The organism is Acinetobacter sp. 5862 (assembly GCF_024494585.1).
In the GTDB taxonomy this organism is placed as follows: Bacteria; Pseudomonadota; Gammaproteobacteria; order Pseudomonadales; family Moraxellaceae; genus Acinetobacter.
Genome location: NZ_JANHGP010000062.1, coordinates 38184 through 58880, shown reverse-complemented (window position 1 = coordinate 58880; position 20697 = coordinate 38184). Strand labels below are relative to the sequence as shown.

The 20697-nt window shown below is 38.7% G+C and carries 18 protein-coding genes; 9 read left to right on the top strand and 9 right to left on the bottom strand.

Annotated features, from left to right (window positions below):
- Positions 1-33: 33 nt before the first annotated feature.
- From NO346_RS12375 to baeS, 3 genes are all read right to left on the bottom strand, one after another.
- Positions 34-1440, bottom strand: a complete 1407-nt coding sequence (locus tag NO346_RS12375) for a hypothetical protein (RefSeq protein WP_256415342.1) — start codon at positions 1438-1440, stop codon at positions 34-36.
- Positions 1441-1599: 159 nt separating this feature from the next.
- Complete coding sequence (locus NO346_RS12370) at positions 1600-2286, bottom strand: response regulator (RefSeq protein WP_004664800.1); 687 nt, start codon at positions 2284-2286, stop codon at positions 1600-1602.
- Positions 2287-2332: 46 nt separating this feature from the next.
- Positions 2333-4003 (bottom strand): sensor histidine kinase efflux regulator BaeS, encoded by a 1671-nt coding sequence (baeS, locus tag NO346_RS12365; protein ID WP_256415341.1) that lies wholly within the window; start codon positions 4001-4003, stop codon positions 2333-2335.
- 131 nt (positions 4004-4134) lie between these two features.
- Between baeS and NO346_RS12360 the strand changes: the two genes are divergently transcribed.
- From NO346_RS12360 to NO346_RS12345, 4 genes are all read left to right on the top strand, one after another.
- Positions 4135-4488, top strand: coding sequence for a heavy-metal resistance (locus NO346_RS12360; RefSeq protein WP_050041422.1), 354 nt, complete (start codon positions 4135-4137; stop codon positions 4486-4488).
- 330 nt (positions 4489-4818) lie between these two features.
- Positions 4819-6621, top strand: a complete 1803-nt coding sequence (locus NO346_RS12355) for an acyl-CoA dehydrogenase C-terminal domain-containing protein (RefSeq protein ID WP_256415340.1) — start codon at positions 4819-4821, stop codon at positions 6619-6621.
- A 161-nt stretch (positions 6622-6782) separates the two neighbouring features.
- Entirely contained in the window at positions 6783-8564 is a 1782-nt protein-coding gene (locus NO346_RS12350; RefSeq protein WP_087547077.1) for an acyl-CoA dehydrogenase C-terminal domain-containing protein, read from the top strand.
- Between the two features lie 122 nt (positions 8565-8686).
- Positions 8687-9184, top strand: a complete 498-nt coding sequence (locus NO346_RS12345; protein WP_005162200.1) for a phosphate-starvation-inducible protein PsiE — start codon at positions 8687-8689, stop codon at positions 9182-9184.
- A 41-nt stretch (positions 9185-9225) separates the two neighbouring features.
- On the opposite strand, the gene NO346_RS12340 is transcribed toward NO346_RS12345, so the two are convergent.
- Together NO346_RS12340 and NO346_RS12335 are read right to left on the bottom strand one after the other, a co-directional pair.
- Entirely contained in the window at positions 9226-9603 is a 378-nt protein-coding gene (locus NO346_RS12340) for an RcnB family protein (RefSeq protein ID WP_256415339.1), read from the bottom strand.
- A gap of 138 nt (positions 9604-9741) precedes the next feature.
- Entirely contained in the window at positions 9742-10230 is a 489-nt protein-coding gene (locus NO346_RS12335) for an RcnB family protein (protein WP_256415338.1), read from the bottom strand.
- Positions 10231-10398: 168 nt separating this feature from the next.
- Between NO346_RS12335 and NO346_RS12330 the strand changes: the two genes are divergently transcribed.
- Complete coding sequence (locus NO346_RS12330; RefSeq protein WP_256415337.1) at positions 10399-10848, top strand: hypothetical protein; 450 nt, start codon at positions 10399-10401, stop codon at positions 10846-10848.
- Between the two features lie 27 nt (positions 10849-10875).
- Here NO346_RS12330 and NO346_RS12325 read toward each other — a convergent pair whose 3' ends face one another.
- Positions 10876-12339: a phospholipase D family protein gene (locus tag NO346_RS12325; RefSeq protein WP_256415336.1), complete on the bottom strand. Its 1464-nt coding sequence runs from the start codon at positions 12337-12339 to the stop codon at positions 10876-10878.
- Between the two features lie 79 nt (positions 12340-12418).
- Complete coding sequence (znuD, locus tag NO346_RS12320) at positions 12419-14470, bottom strand: zinc piracy TonB-dependent receptor ZnuD (RefSeq protein ID WP_256415335.1); 2052 nt, start codon at positions 14468-14470, stop codon at positions 12419-12421.
- Positions 14471-14606: 136 nt separating this feature from the next.
- Between znuD and NO346_RS12315 the strand changes: the two genes are divergently transcribed.
- The 4 genes from NO346_RS12315 (at position 14607) to NO346_RS12300 (ending at position 18522) form a co-directional block, all read left to right on the top strand.
- Complete coding sequence (locus NO346_RS12315) at positions 14607-15380, top strand: DUF4184 family protein (protein WP_256415334.1); 774 nt, start codon at positions 14607-14609, stop codon at positions 15378-15380.
- A 140-nt stretch (positions 15381-15520) separates the two neighbouring features.
- Positions 15521-17302: an aspartate--tRNA ligase gene (aspS, locus tag NO346_RS12310; RefSeq protein ID WP_004664816.1), complete on the top strand. Its 1782-nt coding sequence runs from the start codon at positions 15521-15523 to the stop codon at positions 17300-17302.
- A 126-nt stretch (positions 17303-17428) separates the two neighbouring features.
- Positions 17429-17650 carry a hypothetical protein gene (locus NO346_RS12305; protein WP_004664817.1) on the top strand — a complete coding sequence of 74 codons (222 nt, stop codon included), beginning with the start codon at positions 17429-17431 and terminating at the stop codon, positions 17648-17650.
- A gap of 5 nt (positions 17651-17655) precedes the next feature.
- Complete coding sequence (locus tag NO346_RS12300) at positions 17656-18522, top strand: lysophospholipid acyltransferase family protein (RefSeq protein WP_256415333.1); 867 nt, start codon at positions 17656-17658, stop codon at positions 18520-18522.
- A gap of 49 nt (positions 18523-18571) precedes the next feature.
- Here NO346_RS12300 and glf read toward each other — a convergent pair whose 3' ends face one another.
- Both glf and NO346_RS12290 read right to left on the bottom strand, forming a co-directional pair.
- On the bottom strand, positions 18572-19720 hold the full coding sequence (gene glf, locus NO346_RS12295) for a UDP-galactopyranose mutase (protein ID WP_256415332.1): 1149 nt from the start codon (positions 19718-19720) through the stop codon (positions 18572-18574).
- 4 nt (positions 19721-19724) lie between these two features.
- Positions 19725-20579, bottom strand: a complete 855-nt coding sequence (locus NO346_RS12290; RefSeq protein WP_087535669.1) for a DUF707 domain-containing protein — start codon at positions 20577-20579, stop codon at positions 19725-19727.
- Between the last annotated feature and the right edge of the window lie 118 nt (positions 20580-20697).

The window sequence follows — 20697 nt, the reverse complement described above, 5'->3', positions numbered from 1 at the left end:
AAGGGGATATTACTCCCCCTCTCCTTTTCATGATTATGGTGCAATCGCTTTAACAGTATTATCTATGAATTTTGCAGAATATACGTTATTTGAGACTTTGCTTACTGTAGCGTATGAGGTGTTACCCACTTTAATCTGTGCTGACGTAAACTTATCAAGATCAGCAATTTCAACATAAGCACCATTGGCATGAGACAGTTTTGCCCATACAGTTGGCTCATGCGCCGCATTAGGATCATTACCAATCAAATTATCTGTTTTAAAGTCAGCCGTAAGCGCATCTTTATCTACAGCAACTTTAATCGTTGCTGTACCTTTTTGATACTCATTACGTTTAGCAGTTAAATCAACACTAAATGGTTTAATACTTGTGCCACCACCCTTGACATTACCACTGAGTTTCACATTAAGGTCCGCATTGATAAATGCTGCAGCAGATTCACCATTAGTCACATCAATCTGTTTTGACAAATCATTGTTTAATTTAATGCTTGCATCTAAGTTCAGGTTCTCAGTTCCAGCAACAGCCTTACCTTTTAAGTTCAGTTCAGTAGGAATAATTTCTGTGGATGTACTTAAACCATCTTTAAATTGAACTTGCGTCGCCTTACTTGAAAACTCAGTTAAACTCAACTCTGCGCCTGTACCTACAGCAGTCAATACAACATTCGAAAACTTAAATTGCGCAGTATTAGGAAGTTGATCACTAGAACGATCACCCAATTTTGCTGGATTGTTATAAACGACTTGAGCCGTACTATCACTATTTACTGCTAAAATTGCTTCTTTTTTACTCACAACATTCTTAGTGGCAATTTTCCCACCAGCAACCAATTTAAAATCGTAAGTTGATTGAGATGCTGAGAATGGTGCTTCTAATTTCAAATTGGTTACAGTCACGTTGGCTTCATCACCAAAAACATCATGACCTGTCTGAGCTTTATAGTCCCAAACATAATCTGTCCAATACTTAGCTGTAACACCACCTGTTACAGTCACTGAATTCGGTGTCACACTGACTTTAAGGGTATTATTACTCAACTGATAATCAGGATAGTAATATTCCCCATACGTTGAATCTTCTTTCAATAATGCTTCTAATTGAGCCGCATTATATTCACGAGTTGAATTCTGCGCATCTTGTTGTGCCAATGAAGCTAAAGTCAAAATCAAGCTACTAGCATTACCGATATCACTACCAGCATCACTAATTGCATCAAATGTTGGCTGGTATTGTGATTGCAATCCATCAAAACTATCAAAATAACTAATAATAGTATTTGTTGTATCTACCAATTGCTTTGCCTTATCCAGATCTGATGCTGGAATAGCTGGATTTTCAGGATTATTAGGACCATTATTTGATGATGAATCACCGCCTCCACCACAAGCAGTTAAAATGGCTGAACAAGCTAAAACTAACAATGTTTTTTTAAACATTTGACACCCCTTTTATAATAAAATTATTATCTAAATTTTTAAATTTAGGACTTAATAAAAGTCATATATTGACTTTGAACAAATAATAGCTACTTATAATTATAATGACAATTTATTATTTAATAAAAAGCCCTTTATTTACAAAAGGGCTTTTATATTTTACTCATCAGGATATTCAAAACGATAACCTACACCATAAACCGCTTGAATCCATTCATGACGATTACCCGTTTCAGCAGCTTCAGTAATTTTCCGACGAAGATTTTTAATATGACTGTCAATTACACGATCTGCCACATCAAAACTATCTGGGTTAATATGATCTAATAATTGGGCACGTGAATAGACTTGACCGAGATGCTCCAAAAATAATTCCAATAAACGGAATTCAGTCGGTGTTAAAGTTAATGCTTTTTGTTGATACCAAATACGTTGCTGTGCTTTATCGATACGAAATAAATCATTTTGATCAGGTTCTGCCTTACGCTCTAAACGACGTAAAACAGCTTGTACACGTGCAACCAACTCTTTCGGACTAAATGGTTTACAAATATAGTCATCTGCCCCCATATTTAAGCCTAGAACACGATCAATTTCTTCAGTACGCGCAGTTACCATAATAATCGGTAAATCAGATTGTTCACGTACTTTACGGCAAATGGTTAAACCATCCATACGAGGAACCATCAAGTCTAAAATCATGAGACTAGGTTTACGTTGTTGAAACTGGGTATAAGCATCCTGACCATCATGAAACATACTGACCTCAAAACCAGCCGCTTCTAAATAATCACGAACCAACTGCGCTAGTTCAACTTCATCTTCAACCAACATAATATGCTTCATGGTTTTCATCCTATCCATTATCCTCAAGCAAAGAGGATCAAAAAAGTTATTTAATTAATTTTGGGAAAGTCAGCACACAACGCAATCCACCTAAAGGTGAATGATTAAAAGTAAGTGAACCACCTAAAGCCTGCGCAAGTTTACAAGACAAAGCCAAACCTAAACCCGTTCCGCCAGTGCTACGTGTACGTGAATCATCCACACGATAGAAACGCTCGCCTAAACGCGCCAACTGCTCATCACTTACCCCAAATGGACTATCATCCACATACAATATCCATTCATGCTCATTTTGTTGAGTATGAATCTGTATTTTTCCACCTTGTTCTGTGTAACGTACACAATTTCCAAGCAAGTTAACAATGATCTGTTTAAAACGATCTCGATCTAAAGATAGGCTTATTCCTTCGCCTGAGAGTGAAACATCAAACTGCTTTTGTTCAAATGTAGGTTTAAAATTCTCAACTTCTTGCAGTACGACATCCCATGGATTGACTTCAGCAAAATAGCATTTCAACTGCTGCGCATCTGCCTGTGCCAAATCAGCCAAATCTTGTGTTAGCTTCTTTAAACTACTCACTTGACGCATCATTGCATCAAGATGCTCGGGTGTTGCTTTACGAATTCCATCCTGCATCGCTTCAATCTGTGCTTGTAACACAGCCAAAGGCGTTTTTAATTCGTGAGAAGTATCTGCGACCCATTGACGGCGAGACTCTTCATGCTGATGCAAAATATCAGCCAAATGATTCAGTTGATTCGATAAATCCCCCAACTCATCATTGCGTTTAATCACTACCTGATGCTGGTAGTTGCCACGCGTTAATTCCAACGTCGCATTGAGCAAACGTTGAATTGGCTTTTTAAAATAAGTTGCCATCAATAATGCCGCCACCAGACTAGAAAGCACGGTTAAGGCATAAACTAAAAGCAAATAACGCTTTTGATTACTAAAGAAATTGATACTTGATGCATCATCCTGATCCAATACGGGTTTTAAGCCGAGATAACCCACAACTTTTTGATCGACCAGAATTGGACGGTAGGCTATTTGATCAGTTGCAGGTTCGCCCACAATAAATTGGTGTTTTTCATCATATAAAGACAGTCTTGAACTTAAACCTAAACGATCTGGAATTGATACAAAACGCTTTTTAACGTGTTCAGATGATGAACTAGATTTAGTCTCTTGCTTGTCATCTTTCGCATCTTTCTTTAACCGAAATTGGCTCGGACTCAAAGGAAAACGTAAGCCTTCAAAGGGTTGATATTCTGAGGGTAAATTTTGTTTAAGAATCTTTAATTCTTCATCATTAAAAATCTGACGATTTTTTATTTCGGTGTTGTTTTGAGCTAAAGTGGGGGAAAGCGTTAATAAGGTATGGTCATTAAAATAACGTTGTTGTAAGGCAATATCATACTGACGGCGCAACCACCACTGAGACAAACGATCATAATCATCAGGTGCTGCGTTCCCTTCAATTTGTAAAATCTGCGCCTGAATGGCATTTCCCCAGTCATGATAAACCGTATAAACATTACCTAGATTCGCAATCAAACGATCTAATTTTTGCATTTCCACATCTGCAACATAACGTGCGAAGTTCTTTTGCATGGTCCAATGCAATACCCCTAAACTGATTGTTGCAATCACTAAGGTAGTCAGTAATAGCGTTAAAAATAAACGTATGGCTAAAGGCATGCGACGAACATTCAAAAGCGAAATCTCAATAGTGTTCTATTTATGGATTGTAACCAACATGGTTCAAAAAAACTCTCCATTCTTTCTTCATCTTTATTATCTAATCTTTAACAATCGAATCTTAATTGACTGCGCAGGATAAAATAATGAACAAGACAAAAATCGTATTAATGACAACTCTTCTCGGTTCTGTTTTAGGTTTGGCTGCCTGCCAAGTAACACCTTCAGAACAAGGAATGAATCATGATCGCCACCGCCACGAAATGCAACGTCAACCGCTAACCCCAGAACAACGTGCAGAATGGCAAGCTAAACGCGAACAACGTGAAGAACAACGAGAACAAATGCGTGAAGAACATCGACTACAGAGAGCACAGATCGAGAAAGCCTGTCAGGGTAAACGCATCGGTGAGCGTGTGAATGTTCAGTGGAATAATCGTGTGATTGAAGGTACTTGTGACGTTCGCTTTACGCCTGAGAAATCACAATTCAAACGTTAAACCTATCTAAGAACATAATATTATTTCGTTATCAAGGCGCCTCAAGCGCCTTTTAATTTATTTGCAGAGTCAATTATTTTTAATTACACAGCTGCTTACGATTTTTTGCATATTATTACGAGCGAATTCAACGCAAACTGCCTACAATCAATACGCTTTAAAATAATTTAAGCATTATCTTTGACTTTACAGTCACTAAGAAATGCCCTGTTAAAGCTTGTACCGAACGATGACTTGCTGCACGATTAGCGGTACAAAATGCTGCCATTGGGCACATTTATCATTGACTAAGATTATAACTCTGGTTTAACCAGTATTGAGGAAAATGCTATGCCACAATACAAAGCACCCTTACGTGATATGCAGTTCGTATTGCACGAATTATTAAATGCTGAAGCACATTACGCAAAACTTCCTGCATTTCAAGGCACCGTAAGCCGCGAATTGGTTGATCAATATTTAGAAGCAGCAGCTGATTTCTGTGAGAATGAACTTTCTCCTATCAACCAATCAGGCGATCGTGAAGGTTGTACTTGGAATGATGGTGTTGTTACAACACCTACAGGCTTTAAAGAAGCGTATCAAAAATATATCGAACTTGGTTTCCCATCTCTTTCTGCTGAAGAGCAATATGGCGGTCAAGGTCTACCTGTTTCTCTAGGTAACGTGATTTCAGAAATGGTAGGTACTGCCAACTGGTCTTGGGGTATGTACCCTGGTCTTTCTCATGGTGCGGTACGTACTTTAGAACATCACGGTTCAGATGAACAAAAAGCAACTTATTTACCCAACCTAGTATCTGGTGTTTGGACAGGTACCATGTGTCTTACTGAATCACATGCAGGTTCTGACTTGGGTATTATCCGCACCAAAGCTGAACCACAAGCAGACGGCAGCTATGCAATCTCTGGCGAGAAAATCTTTATCTCTGCTGGTGAACATGACATGGCAGAGAACATTGTCCATATTGTTCTTGCACGTCTTCCTGGTGCACCTAAAGGCACCAAAGGTATCTCGCTGTTTATCGTACCTAAGTTCCATGTCAATGCTGACGGTTCAGTTGGCGAGCGCAATGCTGTACGTTGTGGTTCGATCGAACACAAAATGGGTATCCATGGTAACGCAACTTGTGTGATCAACTTTGATAAAGCAAAAGGTTACTTGATCGGACCAGAAAACCGCGGCCTAAACTGCATGTTCACATTCATGAACACTGCACGTATTGGTACAGCCGTTCAAGGTCTTGCTGCATCTGAAGGTTCTTTCCAAGGTGCTTTAGCATATGCGAAAGATCGTTTAGCAATGCGTTCACTTTCTGGTCCTAAAGCGCCTGAAAAAGAAGCAGATCCAATCATTGTGCATCCTGCGGTACGTAACATGCTGTTGACCCAGAAAGCATTTGCAGAAGGTGGTCGCGCACTAGTGTATCTGTTGTCTCTACACGCAGATATCGTTGAACAAGGTGCAACTGAAGAAGATCGTAAATTCTCTGACAACATCTTGTCTTTATTGACTCCAATTGCAAAAGCATTCTTAACTGAAACTGGTTACGAATCTGCAAACCACGGTGTGCAAGTATTTGGTGGTCACGGCTTTATTTCTGAGCACGGTATGGAGCAAATCGTACGTGATACACGTATTGCTTGCTTATACGAAGGAACAACTGAAATTCAAGCACTTGACTTGTTAGGTCGTAAAGTATTGCAAACTCAAGGTGCAATGTTAAAAGACTTCACCAAGATCATCCATAAATTTGTTGAAGCAAACAAAGACAACGCAGCAATGCAAGAATTTGTTGCACCTTTAGCTGCTGCAAACAAAGAGTGGGGCGACATCACGATGCAAATCGGTATGCGCGCAATGCAAAACCCTGATGAAGTTGGTGCAGCTGCAGTTGATTACATGTATTTCTCTGGCTATGTAACGCTTGCTTACCTATGGGCTCGTATGGCATTGGTTGCTCAGGAGAAACTGGCTGAAGGCACCACTGACGTTGACTTCTACAATGCAAAAGTAACGACTGCTCGCTTCTACTTCAAGAAGATTTTGCCACGTGTTCGCTCGCATGTAGATGTACTTTCAACTGGTGTTGCGCCATTGTTTGAACTTGATGCGGAACACTTCGCGTTCTAATCATAGATTAGAGTGAGATGCAACGTTCATCACAAAAAAAGGACTGGTCAGTTTTGACCGTCCTTTTTTTGTTTAATCAATGCTAAATTTAAACTATTCAATTTGTTTGTTCGTTTTATTTAATCACTTTGCACATAACCTGTGCGTAAAAAGGAACGATTATGCCAATTTACAATGCACCTTTAGCAGACATGAAATTCATCTTAAATGATGTATTTAAAGCAGAACAATTTTGGCAGTCTAATGAGAATCTTGCTCATGTAGATGCTGCAACTGCTGAAGCAATTTTAGAAGAAATGGCTAAATTTGCTCAAAACGTAACTCACCCACTTAACCGTACTGGTGATGAAGAAGGCGCGCGTTGGGTTAACGGTGAAGTATTCACACCAGCAGGCTTTAAAGAAGCATTCCGTCAATACGCTGAAGGTGGCTGGATCGGCTTAGGCGCTGATGAGGAATGGGGCGGTCAGGCAATGCCAAAAATGCTGACTGTTCTTGCTGATGAGATGTTATTCGCAACCAATCCATCATTCTTGCTCTACCCGCTTCTTTCTGTGGGTGCAGGTATGGCATTAAACAGCTATGCATCTCAAGAGCAAAAAGAAACTTATTTACCTAAAATCTACTCTGGCGAATGGTCAGGTACGATGTGCTTAACTGAACCGCATGCAGGTACAGATTTAGGAATTATTAAAACCAAAGCTGAACGCAACGAAGATGGTACGTATAACATTACAGGGACTAAGATTTTCATCACAGGTGGTGATCACGACCTCGCTGAAAACATCATTCACTTAGTTCTTGCAAAAACACCTGATGCACCTGCGGGTTCACGTGGTATTTCTTTATTCATCGTACCGAAATACATTGTAAATGCAGATGGTTCTTTAGGTGAGCGTAACCCTGTTGCTCCTGGCTCAATCGAACATAAAATGGGGATCAAGGCATCTGCAACTTGCGTGATGAATTTTGATGCTGCAAAAGGTTATCTCGTTGGTAAAGAAAACGAAGGTCTTGCAGCAATGTTCGTGATGATGAACTATGAACGTTTATCAATGGGTATCCAAGGTCTTGGTGCTTCTGAATTTGCTTACCAAAATGCAGCTCAATATGCGACTGATCGTTTACAAGGTCGTAGTGCTTCTGGTGTTAAATCTCCAAGTAAACCTGCGGATAGCATCTTAGTTCACGGTGATGTTCGTCGTATGTTATTGAATGTACGTGCAAATAATGAAGCATCTCGTGCATTTGCAGTATATGTAGGTCAACAGCTTGATATCACTAAATTCTCTACTGATGCAGAAGCAGTGAAGAAAGCCAATGACCGTGTTGCGCTGTTAACACCAATTGCAAAAGCTTACCTCACAGATACTGCATTCCAAGCCACTTTAGATGCACAAATGGTATTTGGCGGTCATGGTTTTATCCGTGAATGGGGTATGGAACAATGTATCCGTGATCTTCGTATTTCTCAAATTTACGAAGGCACCAACGGCGTTCAATCTCAAGACTTAATTGGTCGTAAAACCATTAAGTGTGGCGGTGCGTTTATTGCTGAATATATTGCTGAGATCCGTGATTTTGCCAATTCATTAGACACTGACTTAAACTTCATTAAAGATGCAACTTTAGATGCTGCAACTGAAATTGAAGCAATCACTCAATTCATTATTGAGCAAGCTGCTGAAAATGTAGACTTCCCGAATGCTGCTGCAGTAGATTACTTAAGCGCAGTTGGTCTACTTAGCTTTGCTTATATGTTTGCTAAGATTGCTGCTGCTGCAAAAGATAAGTCTGGTGATTTCTACCAAAACAAACTTGCTTTGGCACAGTACTTTGTTGACCGTATTTTGCCAGAACTTGATTCTCGCCTTGCGAAGATTAAAGCTGGTTCTGACTTAATCATGAACTTCAGCGAAGATTACTTCACAAACCAAGCTTAATTCTAGTTCGGTTTTAAAAACTGCCTAAATCATTTGGTTTAGGCAGTTTTTTTATGGCTATAATAAAATCAGCATAAAAATTGCATCCATTTTCATGATCATGTTGAGTACATTAAATTTCCATGTCTAGTTCAAAAGAGAAACTTGAAGACCTGCAACGTCTATTCGACCGCTTAGGTCACTATGCAGTTGAAGCATTTCATTATCTGGCGCTGTTTATTATCGGCTGTATGATCGCATGGTCAGCCGTGCACACGGTGATTGAAATTTTGACCGTTAAGCAATACGCAAGCATTGACGATATTCTGCTGTTATTTATCTATCTTGAACTGGGCGCGATGGTTGGTATTTATTTCAAGACCAATCACATGCCCGTGCGCTTTTTGATTTATGTGGCAATCACTGCACTTACTCGCCTCTTGATTGCAGATATTCAACATAATCATAAAGCCTCAATGGATCAGGTGATTATTACGGGTTCTATTTTAATCCTCGCCCTAGCGATTTTAGTGGTGCGTTTTGCTTCGTGGAACTATCCATCGGTGATTCGTGGTAAAGATCATGAACAACAACTTCCTGCAAATAAGACACCACGACCACAAGATGACGAACTTGCATAAATAAAAAAAGCAGGCATTTCGCCTGCTTTTTCTTAGGTATTTTATGCAACACGGAACACACGATATTTGGAATCCACCAATACATATTTGCCCTGTACCTGCATCCAGTGATAACCACGTGGTGGTTCATATAAACGGTGCATACGATAGTTGGAAATCATATATCGGTTGCTACGGAACTCTGAAGGTAAACGCTCGCCACGTTTAAAGTTTACTCGTTGTCCATAATGGTTTCCACGATCTGCATTTGACCATCGCGGTGGATTTCTATGATCATTTCGGTGGTCATTTCGATCGTAACGCTGCTCATAACGATCTTTATAGTCGTGATGATTGTTCCAACGATTTGAATCTGCCATTGCTGAAGCAGATGCACCAAACATTAAACTTGATACCAACAACATAACTGTCTTTTTCATTGTTTGATCCTCTGTTTTGATCTGAACTCAGATTAAGCAAAACTCTAGGAGAAACCATGAATAAAACGAATGAGATTGCAAAACTTTGTAATCAATACTGAGAAACTATGGAGATATCTCAACCTAAGGTATTAAAGCTCATCGAATAATTTCTATTCTAAAATTATCATCAGTCACTAAAAAATATCTTCCATCAATCATCACCCAATGACGTCCACGTGGTGGTTCGCGCAAAGAATAATAATCCCAATCTCGGATCACATAACGCTCACTCCGAAACTCATTTGGTAACTCATTTCCGACTACAAATGTCTCTCGGCGATATGTATGTTCAGAGTGAGTCTCAGGATAATATTCAATACTGACACTTGGGCGATATTGGTAAGAGTAGTGATTATTTTGGTAGGGTTGATAATAATACCCCTTCGGTGGTGCTGCTGTAGGTGTAAAACGCTGATTTGAGAACGCAAAAGGGTCTTGAGCTGGAGGTTGGTAAGTTTGTTGAGATTCATGATATGGACGACGTTCAACTCCTCGATAGCCGCTCCAGTTATTTGCGTAGCTTAAGGCTGGCAAAGCACTGACCGCCAAAGTTAAACTCAAAATTTGAAGTTTATTTTTCCTCATTTCTAGTGCCTCAAAATGATTTCTACAATTAGTTTAGTACAGAAAAACACCAGCACTGTAGTAATAATATTTTTTTCGACAACCAGTAAAATTTACAAGATGAGCTGATGTTGAATGAAGCTTAACTTAAGTATGTTAATATCTTTTTTTTAGTATTGGAGCGGTTCTGTGTCTGAAATGAATTTTGATCGTCTTTACGATTTCTTTTCTAAAATTCCAAGCGTGCAAAAGGAAAGAATCATTGCACATGGCACAGACGAGCAACATGCATGGTGGTTTAAGTTCAATATTGATGTTGAGCATCCTTTGGCATGGCAAACCGTTCAGGAACTTGGGCATGTACTGAATTATTTATCCACCAATGAACGCCTGCCAACCCAGTTCTTTCCTGTTTCACCGCCACCCTACATGAATGGTGAAGCCAAAGATTTTCTGGCTTGGGTAATCCAGTGTAATCATGCTGAGTTTAGTCCTGATGTAGTGTGTGACTGGCTGGAAGCACGACTTCCAACGCCTGTGGAAGATGAAAGCAAGTGGAAAATCAAAATGGATTTAAGTGAATTAGATCAATTGGCTGATAAGGACTTAGATCAATTGATTCCACCCAATCCGCAATAAAAAAAAGAGGCTTAAAGCCTCTTTCTTTTAGAAAGTCGATAAGCCCGACCACTCCATAAAACGATAGAGCCAGTATTTCACTTTTGACTCATCAGCATATTTTACATAATCAACCGTGATCTGACGACCATTCACATTACTCCAAGCAGCATCAAAATACTGTCCTGCATCTTTAAAGACCTGTGCTTGTGCCGAACCTAAAACGCGCATGTCTGTCTCAAGATTATAATTCTTCAGGTTACGTGCGGTGAAGTTCGCTGAACCTAGCATCAACTCAGCTTGCTGAGCGTTATATTTGAGTAGCATTTTACTATGGCATTGTTCACCATGGGTATCACACCAACGAATTGGAATGCCTGCCGCATTCAGTTCTGAAGCCACTTGGCGATTTGGAATACCATTCTTTTGACGACCAAATGCATCTTTATTTGGATCAAGCATGATACGGATATTTACACCACGCTGTTTAGCCTGTTTTAATGCCTCAATAATATTTCGCTCAGACAGATAGAACATAGCTATGTCCAAATGCTCTTCACTTTTTGCAGATTGAATCATCTTCAACACCGCATCATAAATGGCTTTTTCAGTCAGTAGCTGCACCTGTGGCAAGCGCTTATCTTCCACCAGCCCACCCATAATCACAAAAGGGCTTGAACCTTGTGACATATTCGCGACGGTTTGCTCAGTTTGTAATACATCAATCGCGGTTGGGCCATCCACGACCAGTGCGACATTACTATGATGTGAACTTCCATCATGAGGATTCGCTGAGGTCACTAAACTCTTCCAGCCTTGAGCCGTATCGACCACTAAGGTTTTACGATGATTGGCTTTAAAATTTAACAATTCTAAATAACTACGTAAGGTCACTTTATCCTTCCCAAAGGGATTACTTAACCAACCACCTTCAGGATTATTGCCTAAATTTTGACAACAGATATACCAAAAACCCGACCACAATGGATTTGAAGCACGCAAAGGTTTTAAATCTGTTTCTATCACATCTACGCCTGCTTGACGAAGCTGACGATAGTGTTGAGGCGTTATTCCACCATAAACCGAGTTAATTGGATCTGTAATCACAACGATTTGAATTGCGGGGTAACGTTTACGTTTCAGAATTAACGCATCAGTGAGTTGTTGCATCAATGGAAATTGCTTTACCTTTGATTCACCAACTTCCTGATTAAATAGAAACATATCTAGCACGATCGTGGTTTGTGCTTGATCAATCAGTTGGAATACTTCTTTGAAAATATGCTGATCAACTTGTTGCTGACCTTGTATATCAATATAAGTTTGATCCGCTAAAAATTTCACATTGGCATGGCGCAGTTGTCCAGTAAAATCCAGTCCTTTTGGGAGTGGTTTTACAGTGTGATAAATTGCCGAAGCAATATACCCAATCGCAAAAATACTCAATATGACTGCCATGTAACGTCGACCTGACCAGTTTAATTTTTGATGAATTCTTTGGAAGATGCGCATATAAACAAAAAAAGCCCTAGCCTAATAGACTAAGGCTAGAGCTTATACTTTGATTTTTCAATAAGATTTGAGTGACAAATTAGAAACTAAAGTTCACACCAACGCTAAAATTACGTCCAACTTGTGGAATGGTTGATAAGAATGATGCATGTTGATAAACCTGATCATCCAACAAGTTATTGGCATTCAGGAATACACGGTAATCACCGACATTGCCATAATTACCTGAATACGCCACACCCAAATTTAACATGTTATAACTTTGTGTATCGGTTTCATACGCCGCAATCTTGTCCTGCTGAAACACATGGTAATACTCAGCAGATCCAGTGAAACCATCACCAAAATCAGCATTTACTTTAGTCCCTAAACGACCTGCGGGTACACGTGGTGCATTTTCATTATCGATCTTGCCACGAACATAGTCACCAAATACACCGAGTTTATAGATCGGTGAAATTTGATAGCTCACTTCCACGTCAGCACCGTAGAACTTGGCTTTATCTTGCGCATACTGAACCAAACGGAAATCTTTATAATGACCTAAAGTTTGGGCATAGATGTAGTCGTCAAACCAGTTATGGTAGACATGTACATGGTAATCGAACTTGTTATCATCGTAATGAAAACCAAGTTCGACATTATTTGACTGCTCTTTTTTAAGCTGATCATTCCCTAGTTCATAGGTATTGGTGGCGAAATGCACACCATTAGCATATAACTCTTGTGCTAAAGGTAAACGTTCTTGATGCGAAGTAACAAACGAGAGTTTGTAGTTTGGTGCAAACTCCCAATTGGCGGCACCAGAAACAGAAAAAGCCGAACCGTCGAAATCTTTTTTCGTTGCATCATCAATATTAATTTTTTGCTGTTCTGCACGAGCAGCTAATTCAACATGAAAATCATTAAGTTGTGCATGTTCTAATGCGAACACACTCCATTTTTTAGTGGTATTTGGCGCTAAAAAGGCCTCTTCACCTGTAAGTTTTAATTTTTGTTGTCCATATTGTGTACCAATGACCCCTTCCCATGCACCCAGCGGGTTATGTACAAACTCTAAGCGGCCATCATAACCTTTATTTTTAAAACGAGTCGCGATGGTCTCTTCTTCGATCTCATCATGTTGATAATCTGTATAACTCGCTTGTGCGCGTAATTTTTTAAAGCCTGCAAATGGGTTATCCAACTCAGTACGAACATCATAACGCTCTGATTTTAAGTCAATCCAAGGTCCTGCATCATGCGCATGTTCTTCATGGTCATGATCATGCCCATCAGTTGGGTCGTGATCACCACAATGTAAACTCAAACCATGTAAATGGCAGCTTTCATATTCATGGCTATGTCCTGGCAAGCCATATTGATCCTGACGGTTGCTATAGGAAATCCCCGTAAAACCACGATCATAAATCCATGACAAACCGACATTTACCGTTTGCCCTTTGGCAAAGGTATTATCGACACGGCGTTCTTTTTCGCCTTCATGGAAATAATCAGGTGCAATATAATCATTGGCTTCGCGTTTGAGACCTTCAAGACGTAATGCAACTTGATCACCTAAACCAACAGTAACACCCGCGCTTGCTAATTTTTCATCACTACCAGTGTTATAGCGTAGCCCAACATTCCCCTCATAACCATTTTCTGGCATCTGTGTCGGAATTTTGCTGTCGGTCACGTTGACCAAACCACCTACAGTACCAGCACCGTACAATAAAGTAGATGGTCCTTGAATAACTTCTATTTTCTTTGCTAATAATGGATCAACCGTGACCGCATGGTCGGGTGATAACGTTGAAACATCAATATTTTCAGAGGCATTTTGCAACACTTTGACTCGAGCACCATCTTGTCCTCGAATCACTGGACGACTTGAACCTGCGCCAAACTGATTGGTATGTATCCCCATCTCACCAGCTAAGGCATCACCTAATGTTACACTTTTTTCAGTTAACTCTTTTTGCTCAACCACATGATCTGCGACAGCAAAATCGGCTGCATTTCGCTCTAAAGGGTGCGCTTTAATTTCAATCGTAGCAAGTTGTTGAACCTTTGTTTCCTCTTCTGCAAAGGTGGTACTACTGGCTATTGCTAAAATAGATAAAGTCAAAATATTTTTAGAAAATGACATGCCGTGTCTCAGATCAGCTTAAATATATTTTGTTATATTATAACATTTCATTTATTTTGCAATAAAAAACATAACCACAAAAAAACATTTGCTACACTGCTGATCCATTATTCAATGTTTATAACGCTCCAAGAATATGCCATTTACTCTTTCTCACGCTGTTCTTGCACCACCTCTATCAAAATTGAGTAAAGGTCATTTGCCTGTCGCAGCGCTTGCAATCGGCTGTATGACTCCAGACCTGCATCGTTTATTTACTCAAGAAACAATTGCATTAACACATCAGTGGTCTGGCATATTATTCCCCAATCTTCCGATTGGATTATTCTTTTGTCTCTTGTGGTATCTCATTTATCGACCTGTCAGTTATCGCTTTCTGGGTATAAAAGATCCTATAAAGATCAGCAATTTTGATGATGCAGTGGGCTTTATTCTTATGAATTGCTTTGCGATTATTTTGGGTACAGCGACACATTTAATCTGGGATGGATTAACCCATCTGGACTTTCGGACCTTCGCTTTTAAAGATTTACTCGCACGAGATATTTCTCTCTTCGGTTTGCATTATCCATTACATTTTATTTTGCAGATTGCTTCATCTATTCTCGCCTTACCTTTTATCTTCTGGATGTGCAAACGCTATTACATCAAACATAAACTAGCTCAACCTGTACCGATTAAAATCAAAGGATTTATCACGACAAGCTTAATGATTTCAACAGTTGCTGGATTGTTGTCGATTTGGGACTATAGTCGTCATATTTCATCAGAACTCTGGTACACCGAACGATATTTTTTTATTGGTAAATCAATTAACGAATTTACTCAAACAGCACTTTGTATTTTTACAGCAGCATGTCTGTTGCTACTATTATTTGATCGAAAAGGTCAAACAAGATCATTTTTTTAAAAAAGCGTCGCTTTAAAATTCTGTTGAAATGATTAAGACTTGAGACAATATGTTCAACAAGGCATAATCTCCCCTTCATTGGTGATGCGCTGTTTACGCATTCACCTTCTAGCCAATATAGTTTGGATAAATAATTCAATATGATGCGCACTCATTACTGTGGCTCTTTAACTGAAGCCCAAATCGATCAAACAGTGACTTTATGCGGATGGGTTCATCGTCGCCGTGACCATGGTGGTGTAATTTTCCTTGATATGCGTGACCGTGATGGTTTAGTTCAAGTCGTCATTGATCCTGATACACCAGAAGCTTTCTCAACTGCGGATAAAGCACGCTCAGAATTTGTATTAAAAATTACAGGTCGTGTACGCCGTCGCTATGAAGGTACTGAAAATGCCAACATGGTGAGTGGTCAAATTGAAGTTTTGGCAAAAGAAATCGAAGTTCTTGCTGCTTCTGAAACTCCGCCATTCCCATTAAATGACGAAAATACAAATATTTCTGAAGAAATTCGTTTGAAATATCGTTTCTTGGACATCCGTCGTCCAGAAATGTTAGATCGTTTACGCTTCCGTTCTAAAGTTACAAACTTGATTCGTAACTACTTTGAAGATCACGGTTTCCTCGATGTTGAAACACCGATCTTGACTCGTGCAACTCCTGAGGGCGCACGTGACTATTTAGTCCCAAGTCGTGTTTCAAATGGTAGCTTCTATGCACTTCCACAATCACCACAATTGTTCAAACAGTTGTTGATGGTCGGTGGTATTGATCGTTATTACCAAATCGCGAAATGTTTCCGTGATGAAGATCTACGTGCAGATCGTCAGCCTGAATTTACCCAAATCGACGTTGAAACATCGTTCATGAGTGACGATGACATCATGGATTTAATGGAAGGCTTAACGGTTAAAATGTTCAACGAATTATTGAATGTAAAATTCGATAAATTTGAACGTATGACCTATAACGATGCAATGCGTGATTATGCATCTGACAAACCAGATATGCGTATTCCATTGAAATTAGTTGACGTTGCAGACTTAATGCAAGACGTTGAATTCAAAGTTTTTGCTGGCCCTGCAAAAGATCCTAAAGGTCGTATTGTCGCTTTACGTGTACCAGGTGCTGGTTCATTACCACGTAGTGCGATTGACGAATACACCAAATTCGTAGGCATCTACGGTGCTAAAGGCTTGGCTTACATCAAAGTCAATGAACTTGAAAAAGGCATCGAAGGTCTTCAATCTCCAATCGTTAAATTCATCGAGCCAATCGTACTCGATTTATTAAAACGTGTTGGTGCTGAAAATGGCGACATCGTATTCTTCGGTGCGGATAAAGCAAAAGTTGTAAATGATGCGATGGGTGCACTTCGTGTGAAAATCGGTCATGACTTGAATCTTTCAACTTGCGAGTGGGCACCACTTTGGGTTGTTGATTTCCCAATGTTCGAAGAAACTGATGATGGCAAATGGACTTCTGTGCACCACCCATTCACACTACCAAAATCAAGTGTTGAAGAAGTAAAGAGCAATCCTGGTGCAGCGTTGTCTGTTGCATACGATATGGTACTCAATGGTACTGAGATCGGCGGTGGATCACTGCGTATTTATACCTTAGAGATGCAGAAAGCGATTTTTGAAGCTTTAGGTATTGGTGAAGAAGAAGCAGAAGAAAAATTCAGCTTCTTATTGAACGCATTACGTTATGGTGCGCCTCCACACGGTGGTTTGGCTTTTGGTCTTGACCGTTTGATCATGTTAATGACAGGTGCATCTTCAATTCGTGATGTGATCGCATTCCCGAAAACGAAGACTGCTGAATGTCCATTAACTCAAGCGCCAGCGCCTGTTGAAGCGAATCAATTACGTGACCTCGGTATTCGTTTACGTGAAAAAGCAAAAGCTGAAGAAAAGTAATTTTTTCAATTGATTGCTGAATAAGACCCTGCTTAATGCAGGGTTTTTTTATATTACATGGTTTTACTTTGCGATCATGCAGCGTAATGGCATAATAAGATGCTTTTTTATTGAGAGGTCAGTCTTATGGCAATGCGTCCTGATGTACGTCGACACACAATTGTGATTATTGTGTTTTCACTTGCTCAATGGTTTTTTATGCGTTACATCTTGGCAAATGAACTTTTCAATATGACCACCAATCAACGTATTTTATATTTCTGCGTCAGTAGTCTTGTAGGTGCGTTATTGATTTTTGTAGCACTAATTTATATGGTGCTCAAAGGCAATACAGATAAGCAAGATTAATTGCGATGTCGTTTTACAGTACCTTACTTCGTATTCTCCCTCTAACATTTTTGCGTAGTATTGCAAAAGTGGCTGCCTACTTTATCAATCAAAATCCTGATAAAAGTATGCTTTGGAAAACCAGAATTAATATTGGTTTAGCCTACCCAACTCTTTCTTCAGAGCAAAAAGAACAGCTTGCTCGAGAAAGTGTGACCAAGCAATGTTTAAGTTATATTGAATCTGGAAAATGTTGGGCAATGCCTCCTGAATGGAGTATTCAGCAAATTCGTACAGTGCATAATTTAGAAGTATTAACAAATGCTTTAAGTGATCCGCGTGGTGCTTTGATTATTACTCCGCATTTGGGTACATGGGAAATGATGAATGCATGGGTCAATCAGTATGGTACACCTACCATTATGTACAAACCCATGAAAGATTCAGGATTTAATGCGTTTGCTTTGCATGCTCGCCAACGGTTAAATGCCACCTTAGTTCCAACGGATGCAAATGGTGTAAAAGCCTTGTTTAAGAATCTAAAACAAGGTGGTTTTAGCGTAATTTTACCTGATCATGTCCCTCAACCTTCAGGCGGGGTTGTCGTTCCTTTTTTTGGAATTCCCTGTTTAACCAGTACACTTGCAAGCAAAATGGCGCAAAAAACGCAATGCCGTCTGGTGGGATTAAGCTGTTTCCGTCGTAAGGACGGTGAAGGATTTGATGTATATTGCGATGATCTGAATGATCCTGAGTTATACGATCGCGATATTGAGATCGCAACTGCGGCACTCAATAAAGCAGTTGAACAGATGATCAACCGCTTTCCTGCTGAATATATGTGGGGATATAAGCGGTTTAGAGGAGATCAAAAAGATTATTATCTAAAATAATAGTTTGAGTGTAGGAGCAGCTTTAAAATGATCTACTACAATTCCACAATTAAATAGGATCATAATAAAAGCTTTGAGCTTTTTGATTTAACTCAAAAGACTTTAATAACTTTTTAGCAGTCACTAATGCTTCAGCAATTGTAACATCCATATCCAAATAACGATAAGTTCCTAAACGTCCTACGAAAGTTACATCATTTTCCTGCTGAGCCAGCTCAACATATTTCACCAATAAGTCCTTATCATTAATTAAACGAATTGGGTAATATGGAATATCATTCTCCGTACATAACCGACTAAACTCTTTATAATAAACAGTTTTCTCATGCTGTTCCCAAGGTGAAAAATGTTTATGCTCAGAAATTCTAGTAAATGGGATTTCTTGGTCACAGTAATTAATTACCGCATTTCCTTGAAAATCACCATCATCTGTTACTTTCTCAAAATCTAAAGTACGGTATCCTAAACGGCCATATTGATAATCAAACCATGAATCTAAAGGTGCAGACCAGATTACATGATCATACTGACTGATCATTTTCTTAGCAAAACTGGTATTTAAATTAACCATAATATTGTGATGGTTTAAAATATTTTCTACAATTTTAGTATAGCCTTCACTCGGTATTCCCTGAAAATGATGAGAAAAATAATTATCATCATAATTAAATCGAACAGGTAATCTTTTTAAAATACTGGCTGGGAGTTCTTTAGGTTCAAGTCCCCATTGCTTTTTAGTATAGCCATAAAAAAAAGCATGATATAAATCCTTACCAATGAAGCGCATTGCTTGCTCTTCAAAAGTTATAGGCTCCTCTATCGATAAATCAGCCTGTTTTTCAATCCACTCCTGAGCCTGTTTTGGATTAAATTGCTTATTAAAAAATTGATTAATTGTATGTAAATTAATAGGTAGACTGTATACACTACCATTACTTACAGCTTTAACTCGATTTACAAAAGATTTAAATTCACCATATTTGTTAACATAATCCCATACTTCTTGATTATCGGTATGAAAGATATGTGGGCCATATACATGCAACATAATTCCAGTTTCATCATCACGTTGAGTATGACAATTTCCTGCCACATGTGGACGTTGATCAATTACTGTTACAGCATGTCCTTTTTCTGCCAACTCACGAGCAATAACAGCACAAGAAAAACCAGCCCCAACACATAATACTTTTTTCATTGCTTTATTTAACTCCTAAAATTTTCTTCCATCTCGGTCGTACATATATTGAATAATTAGGATGAAATATCTCATTATAAAGACGATTAAATGCCATGACATTTTTCAACCGAATAGGTGATACACCTTTAACAATCTCATTAAATACAGTTTTTTTATCACTTAAAAGTTCACCATTCCTTAATAAACCAGAAAAACACCCATTCTTTATACTAATTTTATATTTTTTTAATAGTTTTTTTTCTTCACTATAAGGAGAATCTTTATTATCACCCAAACCATGACCAGCAATTCCAACAGGGCGTGTATGAAATATTGGTGTTTCATCAATTACACCAATTTTCCCTTTATTTTCCAGCATAACAGGCCATAATGCATCTAAACCCCACCCTGATTTATTCTCTGAAAATGTTCTCCAACATTTTTCAAAAGCTATCTTTGAAAAACAAGGGGCCATAACCTCAACAAAATTTGTTTCCCTATAAATAAAATTACTTACTTGCAATAATAATGGGTGTGAAAAATAACTATTTTTTGTTAATGCAGGCTGAGCCAATATAAATTGATATTCCCGACATAAATTAAAAAAAACATTTAAGCTCTCTGCAGTTGTACTTAAGTCATCATCAGGAAGCCAAATATAGTCATATTCTTGCCAAATATCAGGATAATTTAGAAAAAAATCATATAAGCCTTGCCATTTAGATCCTTTAAAATTATGTACAAACTTGATGTGGTCTAAATTATATAGAATATTATTACCAAAATAACTCAATACCACATCAAAATTAGCTGATTCATTAACCCACTCTGGATGTAATGAATTATCTCCACATCGGACTACTACTAAATTTTTCATAACGAGAAACACTATTTTTAGTCAATTATAATTCATTTTTATAAATTTTTATTAAATTATTTGTATGAAATTAACACTATGTTAGCATAGGGAGGAAATTGTGTACCAAGAATGAAAT

Excerpts from the sequence above, each read along its gene's own strand:
- NO346_RS12375 (WP_256415342.1), bottom strand. The coding sequence starts at position 1,440 with ATGTTTAAAAAAACATTGTTAGTTTTAGCTTGTTCAGCCATTTTAACT.
- NO346_RS12370 (WP_004664800.1), bottom strand. The coding sequence starts at position 2,286 with ATGAAGCATATTATGTTGGTTGAAGATGAAGTTGAACTAGCGCAGTTG.
- NO346_RS12360 (WP_050041422.1), top strand. The coding sequence starts at position 4,135 with ATGAACAAGACAAAAATCGTATTAATGACAACTCTTCTCGGTTCTGTT.
- NO346_RS12355 (WP_256415340.1), top strand. The coding sequence starts at position 4,819 with ATGCCACAATACAAAGCACCCTTACGTGATATGCAGTTCGTATTGCAC.
- NO346_RS12350 (WP_087547077.1), top strand. The coding sequence starts at position 6,783 with ATGCCAATTTACAATGCACCTTTAGCAGACATGAAATTCATCTTAAAT.
- NO346_RS12345 (WP_005162200.1), top strand. The coding sequence starts at position 8,687 with ATGTCTAGTTCAAAAGAGAAACTTGAAGACCTGCAACGTCTATTCGAC.
- NO346_RS12340 (WP_256415339.1), bottom strand. The coding sequence starts at position 9,603 with ATGAAAAAGACAGTTATGTTGTTGGTATCAAGTTTAATGTTTGGTGCA.
- NO346_RS12335 (WP_256415338.1), bottom strand. The coding sequence starts at position 10,230 with ATGAGGAAAAATAAACTTCAAATTTTGAGTTTAACTTTGGCGGTCAGT.
- NO346_RS12325 (WP_256415336.1), bottom strand. The coding sequence starts at position 12,339 with ATGCGCATCTTCCAAAGAATTCATCAAAAATTAAACTGGTCAGGTCGA.
- znuD (WP_256415335.1), bottom strand. The coding sequence starts at position 14,470 with ATGTCATTTTCTAAAAATATTTTGACTTTATCTATTTTAGCAATAGCC.
- NO346_RS12315 (WP_256415334.1), top strand. The coding sequence starts at position 14,607 with ATGCCATTTACTCTTTCTCACGCTGTTCTTGCACCACCTCTATCAAAA.
- aspS (WP_004664816.1), top strand. The coding sequence starts at position 15,521 with ATGATGCGCACTCATTACTGTGGCTCTTTAACTGAAGCCCAAATCGAT.
- NO346_RS12305 (WP_004664817.1), top strand. The coding sequence starts at position 17,429 with ATGGCAATGCGTCCTGATGTACGTCGACACACAATTGTGATTATTGTG.
- NO346_RS12300 (WP_256415333.1), top strand. The coding sequence starts at position 17,656 with ATGTCGTTTTACAGTACCTTACTTCGTATTCTCCCTCTAACATTTTTG.
- glf (WP_256415332.1), bottom strand. The coding sequence starts at position 19,720 with ATGAAAAAAGTATTATGTGTTGGGGCTGGTTTTTCTTGTGCTGTTATT.
- NO346_RS12290 (WP_087535669.1), bottom strand. The coding sequence starts at position 20,579 with ATGAAAAATTTAGTAGTAGTCCGATGTGGAGATAATTCATTACATCCA.